Here is a 15191-nt window from a genome sequence, read left to right on the forward strand (position 1 = left end):
AGTGATTTTCATGACGCAAACATTTATTCCCGGCAAAGACGCCGCGCTGGAAGACTCCATCGCCCGCTTCCAGCAAAAGTTACTCGACCTCGGCTTTCACATCGAAGAGGCCTCCTGGCTGAACCCGGTGCCAAACGTCTGGTCAGTGCATATTCGCGATAAAGAGTGCGCGTTATGCTTTACCAACGGAAAAGGCGCGACCAAAAAAGCGGCGCTGGCCTCGGCGCTGGGCGAATACTTCGAGCGTCTGTCAACCAACTACTTTTTTGCTGATTTCTGGCTTGGCGAAACGATCGCCAACGGGCCATTCGTGCATTATCCGAACGAAAAGTGGTTCCCGCTGACTGAAAATGACGACGTACCGGAAGGCTTGCTTGATGCCCGTCTGCGCGCGTTTTACGATCCAGAGAACGAATTAACCGGAAGCATGCTTATCGACCTGCAATCCGGTAATGAAGATCGTGGCGTCTGCGGCCTGCCGTTTACCCGTCAATCTGATAACCAGACCGTGTATATTCCGATGAATATCATCGGCAACCTGTACGTCTCTAACGGAATGTCCGCCGGCAATACGCGTAATGAAGCCCGCGTTCAGGGACTGTCGGAAGTCTTCGAGCGTTATGTGAAAAATCGCATCATTGCGGAAAGTATCAGTCTGCCGGAGATTCCCGCAGAGGTGATGGCGCGTTATCCGGCGGTAATGGAGTCAATCGCCACGCTGGAAGCCGAGGGTTTCCCGATTTTCGCCTATGACGGCTCGCTGGGCGGTAAGTATCCGGTTATCTGCGTCGTGCTGTTCAACCCGGCTAACGGTACCTGCTTTGCTTCTTTTGGCGCGCATCCTGACTTTGGCGTTGCGCTGGAACGTACAGTGACCGAGCTACTCCAGGGACGCGGTCTGAAAGATCTTGATGTCTTCACGCCGCCAACGTTCGATGATGAAGAAGTCGCGGAGCACACTAATCTGGAGACCCACTTCATCGACTCCAGCGGCCTGATTTCCTGGGATCTGTTCAAACAGGACGCCGATTACCCGTTCACGGACTGGAGTTTTTCCGGCACTACCGAAGAAGAATTCGCCACGCTGATGGCCATCTTTGCTGCTGAAGATAAAGAAGTTTACATTGCCGATTACGAGCATCTCGGCGTATACGCCTGTCGTATTATCGTACCGGGAATGTCTGATATTTATCCTGCCGAAGATCTGTGGCTGGCCAACAACAATATGGGTAGCCATCTTCGTGAGACCCTGCTTTCGCTGCCCGGTAGCGTCTGGAATAAAGAAGAGTATCTCAATCTGATTGAACAATTGGATGAAGAAGGTTTTGACGATTTCACCCGCGTGCGTGAGCTGTTGGGTCTGGCGACCGGAGCGGACAATGGTTGGTATACACTGCGCGTCGGCGAATTAAAAGCAATGTTAGCGTTAGCGGGCGGCGATTTGGAGCAGGCGCTAATCTGGACAGAATGGACGATGGAGTTCAATTCGTCGGTCTTTAGTCCGGCACGCGCAAACTATTACCGTTGCCTGCAAACGCTGCTGCTCCTGTCGCAAGAAGATGCGCGCCAGCCACTGCAATATCTCAATGCTTTTATAAAAATGTATGGCGCGGAGGCTGTAGAAGCCGCCAGCGCTGCGCTTAGTGGTGAAGCGGCTTTTTATGGACTACCGGCTGTCGACCACGATCTACAAGCGTTCCCGGCGCATCAGTCCTTGTTAAAAGCGTATGATAAATTACAGCGCGCGAAAGCGGCATACTGGTCAAAATAAGGCCATATGAGTGACTTAGGGTAGGTTTACCCTCTCGGCTGCGTTATATTACGGGGCGCCTTTGCGGCCCCGTTTTATTTATTTTCACTAAACGACGAAAAATGTAATAACAAGGTTAAATATTGGTTGTTGACATTAAATTAATTGACATAGTGATGTTACTTTATTTGTTGATTACTCCATATTAATTAACCGTACAGCAGGAGGAGCCAGGAAAAAATTCAACTCTATTTATAATTTTTAAAATTTATTTTTATTAGGATAATCAAAAAGTTACACCGTAATTGCATAAAAGCCATGCGACTTACGGGCCTATAAGCCAGGCGAGATATGATCTATATCAAATTCTCATCTATAATGCTTTGTTAGTATCTCGTCGCCGACTTAATAAAGAGAGAGTTAGTGTGAAAGCTGACAACCCTTTTGACCTTTTACTCCCTGCAGCAATGGCCAAAGTGGCTGAAGAAGCAGGCGTCTATAAAGCAACGAAACATCCGCTTAAGACTTTCTATCTGGCGATTACCGCCGGCGTATTCATTTCAATTGCCTTTGTTTTTTATATTACTGCGACAACCGGTACTGGCGCGATGCCTTATGGTATGGCGAAACTTATCGGGGGTATCTGTTTCTCTTTGGGACTGATTCTCTGTGTTATTTGCGGCGCTGATCTTTTCACCTCTACTGTTCTGATCGTTGTAGCTAAAGCTAGCGGTCGCATCACCTGGGGGCAACTGGCTAAAAACTGGTTAAACGTCTATTTTGGTAACCTGATTGGCGCTCTGCTTTTCGTGTTACTGATGTGGCTTTCCGGCGAGTATATGACTGCCAACGGTCAATGGGGACTTAACGTCCTGCAAACCGCCGACCACAAAATGCACCACACTTTTATTGAAGCTGTCTGCCTCGGTATTCTGGCGAACCTGATGGTTTGTCTGGCCGTGTGGATGAGCTACTCAGGTCGTAGCCTGATGGACAAAGCGTTCATCATGGTACTGCCCGTCGCCATGTTTGTCGCCAGCGGTTTTGAGCACAGTATCGCAAACATGTTTATGATTCCTATGGGTATTGTAATACGCGATTTTGCTACACCGGAGTTTTGGACCGCGGTTGGTTCGTCTCCGGAAAGTTTTTCTCACCTGACCGTGATGAGCTTCATCACTGATAACCTGATTCCGGTCACGATCGGTAATATTATCGGCGGCGGTTTGTTGGTCGGGTTGACATACTGGGTCATTTACCTGCGTGGTAACGAGCATCATTAATCTGTTGATGCCCATTACACGCAGTAAATAAAAAATCCACTTAAGAAGGTAGGTGTTACATGTCCGAGCTTAATGAAAAGTTAGCCACAGCCTGGGAAGGTTTTACCAAAGGTGACTGGCAGAATGAAGTAAACGTCCGTGACTTCATTCAGAAAAACTACACTCCGTATGAGGGTGACGAGTCCTTCCTGGCTGGCGCTACTGACGCGACCACCAAGCTGTGGGACAGCGTAATGGAAGGCGTTAAACAGGAAAACCGCACTCACGCGCCTGTTGACTTTGACACCTCCGTTGCTTCCACCATCACTTCTCACGACGCTGGCTACATCAACAAAGCGCTTGAGAAAATTGTTGGTCTGCAGACTGAAGCTCCGCTGAAGCGTGCGATTATCCCGTTCGGCGGCATCAAAATGGTTGAAGGTTCCTGCAAAGCGTACAATCGCGAGCTGGACCCAATGATCAAAAAAATCTTCACCGAATACCGTAAGACCCACAACCAGGGCGTATTCGACGTTTATACTCCGGACATCCTGCGTTGCCGTAAATCCGGCGTTCTGACCGGTCTGCCGGATGCGTATGGCCGTGGTCGTATCATCGGTGACTACCGTCGCGTAGCGCTGTACGGTATCGACTACCTGATGAAAGACAAATTCGCGCAGTTTACGTCTCTGCAATCCGATCTGGAAAACGGCGTAAATCTGGAAGCGACTATCCGTCTGCGTGAAGAAATCGCTGAACAGCACCGCGCTCTGGGTCAGATCAAAGAAATGGCGGCTAAATACGGCTGCGATATCTCTGGTCCGGCGACTAACGCTCAGGAAGCAATCCAGTGGACTTACTTCGGTTACCTGGCTGCGGTTAAATCTCAGAACGGCGCAGCAATGTCCTTCGGTCGTGTATCCACCTTCCTGGATGCGTACATCGAACGTGACCTGAAAGCAGGCAAAATCACCGAGCAAGACGCACAGGAAATGATTGACCACCTGGTCATGAAACTGCGTATGGTTCGCTTCCTGCGTACTCCTGAATATGATGAACTGTTCTCCGGCGACCCGATTTGGGCAACTGAATCTATCGGTGGTATGGGCGTTGATGGCCGTACTTTGGTCACCAAAAACAGCTTCCGCTTCCTGAACACCCTGTACACTATGGGGCCGTCTCCGGAGCCGAACATCACCGTTCTGTGGTCTGAAAAACTGCCGCTGAACTTCAAGAAATTCGCCGCTAAAGTCTCCATCGACACCTCTTCTCTGCAGTACGAGAACGATGACCTGATGCGTCCGGACTTCAACAACGATGACTACGCTATCGCATGCTGCGTAAGCCCGATGATCGTTGGTAAACAAATGCAGTTCTTCGGTGCGCGTGCAAACCTGGCGAAAACCATGCTGTACGCAATCAACGGCGGCGTTGATGAAAAACTGAAAATGCAGGTTGGTCCGAAATCCGAACCGATCAAAGGCGATGTTCTGAACTTCGACGAAGTGATGGATCGCATGGATCACTTCATGGACTGGCTGGCTAAACAGTATGTCACCGCGCTGAACGTTATCCACTACATGCACGACAAGTACAGCTACGAAGCCTCTCTGATGGCGTTGCACGACCGTGACGTTATCCGCACCATGGCGTGTGGTATCGCAGGTCTGTCCGTTGCGGCTGACTCCCTGTCTGCCATCAAATATGCGAAAGTTAAACCGATTCGTGACGAAGATGGGCTGGCTATCGACTTCGAAATCGAAGGCGAATACCCGCAGTTTGGTAACAACGACGCTCGTGTAGATGACATGGCGGTTGACCTGGTAGAACGTTTCATGAAGAAAATTCAGAAACTGACCACCTACCGTGGCGCTATCCCGACGCAGTCTGTTCTGACCATCACTTCTAACGTTGTGTATGGTAAGAAAACCGGTAACACCCCGGATGGTCGTCGCGCTGGCGCGCCGTTCGGACCAGGTGCTAACCCGATGCACGGTCGTGACCAGAAAGGCGCTGTCGCTTCTCTGACCTCCGTTGCTAAACTGCCGTTTGCTTACGCGAAAGATGGTATTTCTTATACCTTCTCTATCGTTCCGAACGCACTGGGTAAAGACGACGAAGTTCGTAAGACTAACCTGGCAGGTCTGATGGATGGTTACTTCCACCACGAAGCGTCCATCGAAGGCGGTCAGCACCTGAACGTCAACGTCATGAACCGTGAAATGCTGCTGGACGCGATGGAACATCCGGAAAAATATCCGCAGCTGACCATCCGTGTATCTGGTTACGCAGTACGTTTTAACTCCCTGACGAAAGAACAGCAGCAGGACGTTATTACTCGTACCTTCACGCAGACCATGTAATGGGTTTGACTGAAATTACGCCATAAAAAGCGTACAAAAAAAGGCTCCATGTCAGTGGGGCCTTTTTAATTTTTATAAAAGCATATTTCGACAACCAGAATTTTTACTTATAAATAAAGTGTTATTATGTGATCTATATATTCTTCTCAGAATAGCATCAATTTCTCTTTTATTATTTTGATACTCCTCATAATCCTTATTTAATGCATCAGAAAACAGCATGGTGTTAGCTTCTGTAAAATCACATGACAATGACGGTATATATCCATGTAGCAGATAGATAAGTGTTGGATGAACCATATCAAACAGGACTTCTCCCTCTAATTCCCAGTAACCTATTTTACAAAATTGGGTAGAAATCTCAAAAGACCCCATTTGAAGACAACGTAGTTTATTCTTCTCATCCTCAGTAAGCGTACCATTCCATTCAACACATGCCATTTTTCGATTTTCTCCAGATCGCATAAGCTTATAAACTTCATCCCTAATTTCATCATCCTCATTAACTTTCTGCCTAAGGTCAAAAGCAAAGTTTTCTAATAATTCTGGATAGCAAGCAATTTTTTCTCCATACTTAATACATGCTTTAAAAAACAACTCTTCCTCATCTTCTTCCATCACTTTAAAAATACAGTTTTCTGAAACGTTGAGGATACGATGCAAATTACATTTATCAATAACCCTGCCATCAATCTCAAATAAAACTTGTGTCTGACTCACATCAAAACGCATAACAAAGCGGTCTTGTTGAGATGGATTAGCATATTGTTTTAATTGTGCAAAGGCATATATCTTCTCCATGCCGATTGTATCAACATTAAGTTCAGCTTGATTTTCACGTTCACATCCATGGATGAGTGTATATAATACCTCCAGCACCTCTCTTTTTTTGTGTGTTCTGAAGTAGTCCTTAAATCTATCCCATAACCCCATGTATAGCGCTTCTTCTTTATCAGGACTCATCAAACGGGCTAGCCGTGAAGCATTAACTTCATAGTTATGACGATTACCAAAACTTAACGCAACTGGCATAATAACTCCCTTGATTATTTACCGCAAAAGCAAAATTTAATCCGTTGCTCTCATTTTTTGATTAAAACCACACTCTATTTAAGAGATTGAATCAGCCTGGGTTTAGAAATGACATCAGATTTACACCTGATAACACGTTGAATGCGACGCCAGGCGCTGTACAGCGCATAACGTTCTTTGGACACATCTGAATTATGTTGAGAATTATTTTCGTACTGACTACAAAAAAACGGCGCCAACCCTTTGAAAAAAGAGGCAGATCATAAACAGCAAAACCAGGACGCTATGGATGATACACTTACAGTATGTATTGCGGTTCGGGCGTTAAACAGAGGTACCGGGCTGATGAATGAGCCACAATTTCTGGCGGTGCGAGTTATGCAGCATAGATTTGCCGTATATTTTATACTGAATAGAGGTAAAATAACTCCATTGCAGCACATTCTGGAACAGCCACACATTCTGTAGTCCAAAATTTACGCTCGCAGTACCGCTTTTTTACAGGATGCAACCCCCTTACCAGGGTGCTCAACATGCCCGGAATGTGTCCATAAACCCCATGTTATTTAGAGCTAGCCGAAGCGATATGAGTAACTTAACCGATTGTATTACAAATGAAAGTGTTGCAGTAACTGCTGATAAAAAGCCGGTTATTGGTCGCATTCACTCCTTTGAATCCTGTGGCACCGTTGATGGCCCAGGCATCCGCTTTATTACCTTTTTCCAGGGCTGCCTGATGCGCTGCCTGTATTGCCATAACCGCGACACATGGGATACGCATGGCGGTAAAGAAATCACCGTTGAAGACTTAATGAAAGAGGTGGTGACCTATCGGCATTTTATGAATGCTTCTGGCGGCGGCGTGACGGCATCCGGCGGCGAGGCCATTTTGCAGGCAGAATTTGTACGCGACTGGTTTCGCGCCTGTAAAAAAGAAGGTATCCACACCTGTCTCGACACCAACGGCTTTGTGCGCCGTTATGACCCGGTGATTGATGAACTGCTGGACGTTACCGATCTGGTGATGCTCGATCTCAAGCAGATGAATGATGAGATCCACCAGAATCTGGTCGGTGTCTCTAATCACCGAACGCTGGAATTTGCGCAGTATTTATCAAAGAAAAATGTGAAGGTCTGGATCCGTTACGTTGTCGTTCCCGGCTGGTCTGACGACGATGATTCCGCGCATCGCCTGGGTGAGTTTACCCGCGATATGGGTAATGTCGAAAAAATCGAACTGCTGCCCTATCATGAGCTGGGCAAACATAAATGGGTGGCAATGGGCGAAGAATATAAACTGGATGGCGTGAAGCCGCCTAAAAAAGAGACCATGGAGCGTGTAAAGGGTATTCTTGAGCAGTATGGTCATAAAGTAATGTATTAATCGCCTGCTATCTTACCCGCTTTTAAACGGCTACCCATGACGGTAGCCGTTTTGCTGTCTGGATAACGCTCTTACCGCTAAAATACCCGACCCCGCCATCAGACAGGCCTGGTTAACAATATTGCGCTTACCAGGTATTAAATACAGAGTCGCTTATCTGCTGCTGGGTTGAAGGTCTGACAACTATTGCTGCCCCCGGCGCCTGTTAACACCGTGGTCTCCGCCTGGAACCCAGGCACCTGTAACCTTAAAAGGCGCTCGCCTGACAGGAGCGCCGTGGAAAAGAGCGTCGTTATGTGTTTCTACGCGCCAGCAGTGGGAAAATTAATCCCAACCCGACCAGGACAAAAGGCGTCACGATGTTCAACGTCAGCTGGAATGTCCACTCCGGTGTGAACGCCTCCATTTTGGGGAAAATACCGGTAAGGCAGGCAAACGCGGTGAAGGCAAAACACCATATCCCCACAGTTAACGCCAACGCCCGGTTGCGAATAAACACATATTGAGGTTTATACTTTTGCGCCAGTCGAATGACGGCAATAAAGGCGACAAATACCCACAGATAGCGCAGCGGCATAACGACTGAATTGAGATTAAGCAGCCATTTGTACAGGTTGTTCATATCGCCGATGCCAAGCGTTGGCAACATAATCAAGATAGCGACCAACACTAATGTCAGCAAATAACCGTTAACTGGCGTACCTGAAGCGTTAGTACGACATAAGCGCTGCGGGATATATTTACTGTCTGCATCACCCAGTAAGACTTTCAGTGGCGCATCAATAGAAAACACCAGCGCGGCGATTTGCCCCAGAGTATTGGCAATGGCATAAATCACCATTAATGAATTACCCATATGGTAATACTCACCCAATTTCTGGAATGCATAATATTGCCCATTGGTCATTAAATCGTCAGGTATATGCCGCGAATCAAACATCATTCCCATCGCCAACGAACCGAGGATAGCGCAGACCGCAACCATGACGGCTAAAAAGAGCATCCCCTTCGGAAATTCTTTTCCTGGATTCCGCGTCTGGTTAACGTAAGGCGAGATCTTCTCTGCCCCACCAACCGCAAAGACCAACATAGAGATGGTGGTGATATAGGTAAAATCGATATGAGGAATAAATGACTGCCAGGTGATGTTAGTGGTCGCAATTTCAACGTTTGTAATTGCTGGCGCGGTCACTGCCATCACAACATATAAAATTGACATGATAAACATGGCAATCCCGGCCACAGACCCAACAACCTTTAGCGATTTCATCCCCCTGGAAGCAACCCACATAAAGAAAACAAACAATGCCAGCGTCAGCCCCTGCAAGGCAACGACGGTATATTCTTTTATCAACGAGCCGTCGCCTTTTAAAGCCCATCCCAATGCAATGAGTATCGCCTGCGGCTTTTGCGCCAGGTAGGGAATATGCACGACCCAATAGGTCCATGCCGCAAGGTAAGCCAACCCCGGCCCCATCGTATGCTTAATCCAGGTACTGACGCCCCCTTTTCCCTCTTTGAAGGTTGAGCCCAGTTGCCCCACGATTAAGGCATAAGGAATAAAATAGAGCGCAAAAATAAACACCCAGGAGAAGACAACCACTAACCCCTGGTTAGCATAGTTATTGACAACATTGCCGAATCCCCAAACGGTAATAAACGACATCAGGGCGATGTTGTACCATCGCAACTGTTTTTCCTGCACATTCGGCATAACGCGATCCTTCATGAACACAATGCTATTACTATAAATGAAGCGGGGGATTATGCGCGGTAAAGACGAAGAGAGAAAATAGAGGAGCGCAAAATTATAACCTTCGGCACATTTTATTTTTCAGTAAAGCAAGAAAATTATGCAGGTCAATTATTTTACGTAAAACATAAACAAAGAGTATGCAAGACTCACGTCCTGCATACGATTCAGAGAACAGTCAGATGTGGGCGACAGGATTAGGCGTCTGGCCGGCGTTACGTAACAGCATCAGCAGATAAATAAACGATACGCTGGCGATCATAATAAACAGCAGATTATCTGAATAATTCTGCATTAACATCGCAGCAAAAGACGGCCCCAACAGGCTCCCTACCGTATAACTTAACAACAGCGCCTGGTTCATTGCCACAAGCTGGTGATGTTCGACTTTTTCACAGGCCCAGGCCATTGCGACGGGATAAAGCGTAAAACCCGCCGCCCCCAGAATAAACAGAGCTGGCGCCATCGCCGCCTGGGTTAACATGGCAATACTACCGAGTATGACAACGAATACCTGTACGCGTAATACCAGCAAGCGACCAAATTTGTCCGCCAGACGTCCCATTGGCCATTGCCCCAAAATACCGGCGCTCACCAGCACCGCCATCCAGAAACCGATGCTGGCGTTAGCCATCCCCTGATGCTTCAGATATAACGGCATCAGACCATATAATGAACCAAGAACAATGCCGGAAATAATACAACCATTCACGCCAAGACGCGCCTGGCGTAGCTTCAGCATGGCGCTAATAGAAGTGGAATGACGTGCCTGCGTTTGCTGATTTACAATCCGGGTAAAGAGTAGCGGCAGAATTCCCGCCAGAATCATTCCGGTCACCCAGGGAAGGACGTGCAGCAATTCACCAGATACTTTACTGACCAATAATTGTCCAAGGAAGGTCCCCATGTAATAGACCATCATATAGGCAGCAAGCAGGCGCCCGCGATTATGCGAGGTTCCGCTGCACATCAACGCGCTTTCGACAACCACCCAAATCATGGCGCAGCCGATACCGGCAATAAAACGCCAGCTCATCCAGCTCCAGAACCCCACCATCACCCCCAACCCGACACAACCCGCGGCGAAGATCAGCGAGGCAAGATAATAGCTACGGTTAAACCCAATGCGTTTAATTAAATACCCGGTAAATAACGTCCCGACCAGATTGCCGGTAAAATAAGACGAGCTGACCATCCCCACCTGCCAGGTCGGAAGGTTTGCCTGAGCAAGCCACAGCGGCACAAGCGTATTCAGTACCGCAATGGCCAGGGTCAACAAAAGTAGCCCGCACAGCAAAAGCATGACGGGACGGGTATAGGTGGACATGAATAAAAACCGTGAGGAAGTTCAAATTTCATGCGCATCATGCCATCGCCAAAAACATTGTCAATCGGCTCCGCATGGGCGATCCGCAAGTTTTGAGACTATCGATTTGATTTACTTATTCTGTACGTGAATATATTGAAAGGCTAAAAATTCATCCCCTTGTTTTTATTGATCTAACCCGCATAATCGGCGTTTTGTTCAGTCGAAAAATTTCATGGTTCCTTTAGCTTCGTTTTCTTCTCTATGGATTTATATGCGCCTTCTCCGCCCCGGTTATATTCCTTAAATTGATGGCGGCTAAAGGCGCATTCGGCCTGCACGTTCTGCAGGCCGAATTCGCGTCAACGCGTTAGCTGGCTACCGCCATGCCCACGGTCATATGCAGCCCATAGAATACGCCGCGGCCAATCAATTCCCCCGCCAGCATCAGAATGAAGGCGACAGAGAGCAACGGTACCGCAGGTTGATACCCTTTTAACTGTGGCACAATCCAGCAGCACAACGCCGCCGCAAGCAGCACCATACGCCAGGCCATCAGCGAACCATAATCCGGCACCAGAGCAGACGCCTGCTGAATGGAACTGTGAATCGTCGCCAGTTCCGCGCCCTGCATGGCCACCATAATGGCAATAACCACCAGCGCCAGCACCGACACCGCAGGCAACAAACGCATCGCCCAACCGTTCACGCCTGCGATGCGCAGCAGCAGATAACCCAGTAGCGGGCCACCCATAAAGAGCGTCAGGAAGAAGCCCAGCGGCGTCCAGACGCTATACCAGGTCGGTACTGTATCGATGCTGTTATAGACGCGTACCATCATCCAAACGAAGACGACGCCCAGTACCATCGTGATAATCAGCCAGAGTGTGCGCAGTGCCGGCGGCAGCTTTTTCAGTACCGCCAGCAGCCAGCCAATCCCGCCGACCGCAAAAAACACCGAGCCGCTGGCAATTTCATTGCTCAGTGCGGAAGCACCCACGCGGTTAAGCGAGTTAAACGCGCGCATCGGCGAGCCCAGATGCAGCATCGAGGCGATAAAGCCAATCCCCATCAGCACCCACAGACCAAACATACAGGCGATCACCCGCTGCTGCGTTTCCGCGCGCAGGTCGCCCTTCATCAGCGCCAAAGCCAGAACAATAAAACCACCGGCCACGCACTGACCAAAGACCGTGAAGATCATCAACGGCCATTCATGCCATCCACTTCCCATCTTATACCTCCTTCGGATTGGCCAGATAACCGGTAGTGTCCCCGGTCGGGCGGCTGTTAGCGTTGGGTTTAATCACAATATTCGGCTTCGTGAAATGCGCGCGCGGCAACGGCGCGACGGCAGCCAGCTCACCGTGTTTTTTACGCAGTTCGTCGATAGGACCAAAGTCCAGCGCCCGCAGCGGACAGGATTCGACGCAGATCGGTTTTTTGCCTTCCGCCACCCGGTCGTAACAGCCGTCGCACTTGGTCATATGACCTTTGGCCGCGTTGTACTGCGGCGCGCCGTACGGGCAGGCCATGTGGCAGTAGCGGCAGCCGATACAGACCTCTTCGTTCACCACCACAAAACCGTCATCGCGCTTGTGCATCGCGCCGCTCGGGCAGACTTTGGTGCAGGCCGGGTCTTCGCAGTGGTTACAGGAGATGGAGAGATAGTAGGCAAAGACGTTCTGGTGCCAGACGCCGTTATCCTCCTGCCAGTCGCCGCCTGCATACTCATAAATGCGGCGGAAGCTGACATCCGGGGTCAAATCTTTGTAGTCCTTGCAGGCCAGTTCGCAGGTTTTGCAACCGGTGCAACGGCTGGAATCAATAAAAAATCCATACTGGGTTGTCATCGGTTACTCCTTACGCCTTTTCAACCTGAACGAGGTTCGTATGTGACGGGTTCCCCTTCGCCAGCGGAGAAGGACGTTGGGTCGTCAGTACGTTAATACATCCGCCCTGATCCACGCGTTTTGCATCCGGGTCATACCATGCGCCTTCTCCCAGGGCGACCACGCCCGGCATCATGCGCGGCGTCACTTTAGCCTCGATATGTACTTCGCCGCGATCGTTGAAGATGCGGACTTTGTCGCCATTGTTGATACCGCGTTTCTGCGCATCCATTGGGTTAATCCACATTTCCTGGCGACAGGCGGCTTTCAGTACGTCTACGTTGCCATAAGTGGAATGCACACGCGCTTTATAGTGGAAACCCGTCAACTGCAGCGGGAATTTATCCGTTAGCGGATCGTTATAGTTTTCAAAACCTGGCGTGTAGATCGGTAATGGATCGATCACGTCGCCTTCCGGCAGCTCCCAGGTGGCGGCGATATCCGCCAACGCCTGTGAATAGATTTCAATCTTGCCCGATGGCGTTGTAAGTGGATTCGCTTGCGGATCTTCGCGGAAGTCTTTATAGGCGACATGGTGGCCTTCGGGGTCACGCTGTTTGAAGATGCCTTGCTTACGGAACTCCTCAAAGGTGGGCAGATTCGGAATGGATTTACGCGACTGTTCGTACAGATGACGCATCCACTCTTCTTGCGTCCGTCCTTCGGTAAACTGTTGTTCCACGCCAAGACGTTTCGCCAGTTCGCTGGTCATCTCATAAATCGTCTTACACTCGAAACGAGGTTTAATCGCCTGGTCAGTGAAGATAACGTAAGACATGTTCCCGCAGGAGGCATCCAGCGCAAAGTCCATCTGCTCAGAAGCAGTGCAATCAGGCAACAGAATATCGGCGTATTTTGCCGACGAAGTCATATGACAGTCGATAACGACGATCATTTCGCATTTCTTGTCATCCTGCAGGATTTCGTGGGTGCGATTAATCTCAGAGTGCTGGTTAATCAAACAGTTGCCAGCATAGTTCCAGATCATTTTGATCGGCACGTCCAGCTTATCTTTCCCCCGCACGCCATCACGCAACGCCGTCATTTCCGGGCCGCGTTCAATGGCATCGGTCCACATAAACATGGAGATGCTGGTTTCAACCGGATTTTCCAACGTGGGCATACGTTCAAATGGCAGGGCATACGACCCTTCGCGCGCGCCGCTGTTACCGCCGTTAATCCCAACATTACCCGTCAGGATCGCCAGCATCGAGATGGCGCGCGTGGCGATTTCTCCATTAGCATGACGTTGTGGCCCCCACCCCTGGCAAATATAGGCGGGTTTAGCGCTGCCGATTTCTCGCGCCAGTTTAATAATGCGATCTGCCGGAATACCGGTAATTTGCGCCGCCCACTCCGGCGTCTTCGCGATACCGTCTTTACCCTGGCCCAGAATATAGGCTTTGTAGTGACCGTTTTTCGGCGCGCTGGCAGGCAAGGTTTTTTCGTCATAACCGACGCAATATTTATCCAGGAACGGCTGATCGACCATGTTCTCGGTGATTAAGACATATGCCAGACCATTGACCAGCGCCGCATCGGTACCTGGACGAATCGGAATCCACTCATCTTCACGACCAGCGCCAGTGTCGGTGTAACGAGGATCGATAATGATCATCCGCGCGTTTGATTTCTGCCGCGCCTGTTCAAGATAATAGGTTACACCGCCCCCGCTCATGCGGGTTTCGCCAGGGTTATTACCAAACAACACCACCAGCTTACTGTTTTCAATGTCGGATGGACTATTGCCATCCGCCCAGCCGCCATAGGTGTAGTTCAGACCCGCTGCGATTTGCGCGGAAGAGTAATCACCGTAGTGGTTAAGATAACCGCCGCAGCAGTTCATCAGACGAGCGACCAGCGTTTTTCCCGGCGGCCATGAACGTGTCAAAGTGCCGCCCAGCGTACCCGTGCCATAGTTCAGATAAATGGACTCGTTGCCATACTCTTTGATAAGACGCTGCATATTGGTGGCAATGATATCGTAGGCTTCGTCCCAGCTAATACGCTCAAATTTACCTTCGCCGCGCGCGCCGACGCGCTTCATCGGATACTTGAGCCGATCCGGGTTATAGACGCGACGACGCATAGAACGACCGCGCAGGCAGGCGCGAACCTGGTGCAGGCCATCGTAATCATCGTTTCCGGTATTATCCGTTTCTACATATTTGATTTCGCCATCCACAACATGCATACGTAGCGGACAACGGCTGCCACAGTTTACCGTACAGGCGCTCCAGACGACTTTCTCGCCGGTTTTCGCCGGGCTTATCGCCTCTGCGGCGTTAGCGATGCGGGTAAATGGCAGGGTAAATGCGCTACTGGCCATCGCCAGGCCGCCTATCGCGGTGGTTTTGACTAAACCACGACGGCTCACCTCGGCTGCCAGCACGGCATCAGGGATCTTAGTTTTCATAAGGGCTCACTCTGCTGCTCACAATAAAAAAAA

10 protein-coding genes and 1 pseudogene are annotated in these 15191 nt (G+C 49.5%); 5 read left to right on the forward strand and 6 right to left on the reverse strand.

Translation table 11 applies throughout. The features are described 5' to 3' along the window. The first annotated feature begins 10 nt into the window (after window positions 1-10). The 3 genes from ycaO to pflB all read left to right on the forward strand — a co-directional run bounded on the left by ycaO (window position 11) and on the right by pflB (window position 5375). The gene (gene ycaO, locus QEN32_RS13910; RefSeq protein ID WP_265322335.1) at window positions 11-1771 is read left to right on the forward strand and encodes a 30S ribosomal protein S12 methylthiotransferase accessory factor YcaO; all 1761 of its coding nucleotides are present in this window, start codon (window positions 11-13) and stop codon (window positions 1769-1771) included. A 404-nt stretch (window positions 1772-2175) separates the two neighbouring features. Next, window positions 2176-3033 (forward strand): formate transporter FocA, encoded by an 858-nt coding sequence (focA, locus tag QEN32_RS13915; protein WP_000642539.1) that lies wholly within the window; start codon window positions 2176-2178, stop codon window positions 3031-3033. 59 nt (window positions 3034-3092) lie between these two features. Then, window positions 3093-5375: a formate C-acetyltransferase gene (pflB, locus tag QEN32_RS13920; protein ID WP_001292799.1), complete on the forward strand. Its 2283-nt coding sequence runs from the start codon at window positions 3093-3095 to the stop codon at window positions 5373-5375. Between the two features lie 72 nt (window positions 5376-5447). Here the strand turns inward: pflB and sopD2 are convergent, their stop codons facing one another. Further along, window positions 5448-6407 carry a type III secretion system effector SopD2 gene (gene sopD2, locus QEN32_RS13925; RefSeq protein WP_265322336.1) on the reverse strand — a complete coding sequence of 320 codons (960 nt, stop codon included), beginning with the start codon at window positions 6405-6407 and terminating at the stop codon, window positions 5448-5450. A 187-nt stretch (window positions 6408-6594) separates the two neighbouring features. On the opposite strand from sopD2, the pseudogene QEN32_RS13930 reads away from it, so the two are divergent. Further along, a pseudogene (locus tag QEN32_RS13930) lies at window positions 6595-6875 on the forward strand (cytoplasmic protein). Between the two features lie 118 nt (window positions 6876-6993). Beyond that, window positions 6994-7791: a pyruvate formate lyase 1-activating protein gene (gene pflA, locus QEN32_RS13935; RefSeq protein WP_000067928.1), complete on the forward strand. Its 798-nt coding sequence runs from the start codon at window positions 6994-6996 to the stop codon at window positions 7789-7791. Window positions 7792-8083: 292 nt separating this feature from the next. Here the strand turns inward: pflA and QEN32_RS13940 are convergent, their stop codons facing one another. From QEN32_RS13940 to dmsA, 5 genes are all read right to left on the reverse strand, one after another. Continuing rightward, entirely contained in the window at window positions 8084-9505 is a 1422-nt protein-coding gene (locus tag QEN32_RS13940; RefSeq protein ID WP_265322337.1) for an amino acid permease, read from the reverse strand. A gap of 217 nt (window positions 9506-9722) precedes the next feature. Continuing rightward, complete coding sequence (locus QEN32_RS13945) at window positions 9723-10871, reverse strand: MFS transporter (protein WP_001727823.1); 1149 nt, start codon at window positions 10869-10871, stop codon at window positions 9723-9725. 349 nt (window positions 10872-11220) lie between these two features. Beyond that, window positions 11221-12084 carry a dimethyl sulfoxide reductase anchor subunit family protein gene (locus tag QEN32_RS13950; RefSeq protein ID WP_000534681.1) on the reverse strand — a complete coding sequence of 288 codons (864 nt, stop codon included), beginning with the start codon at window positions 12082-12084 and terminating at the stop codon, window positions 11221-11223. 1 nt (window position 12085) lies between these two features. After that, window positions 12086-12703, reverse strand: coding sequence for a dimethylsulfoxide reductase iron-sulfur subunit DmsB (gene dmsB, locus QEN32_RS13955; protein WP_000213069.1), 618 nt, complete (start codon window positions 12701-12703; stop codon window positions 12086-12088). A gap of 10 nt (window positions 12704-12713) precedes the next feature. Beyond that, window positions 12714-15158, reverse strand: coding sequence for a dimethylsulfoxide reductase subunit A (gene dmsA / locus QEN32_RS13960; RefSeq protein WP_000850250.1), 2445 nt, complete (start codon window positions 15156-15158; stop codon window positions 12714-12716). Window positions 15159-15191 lie beyond the last annotated feature (33 nt).

This window comes from Salmonella sp. SA14318 (genome assembly GCF_029866905.1).
Taxonomy (GTDB): domain Bacteria; phylum Pseudomonadota; class Gammaproteobacteria; order Enterobacterales; family Enterobacteriaceae; genus Salmonella; species Salmonella enterica.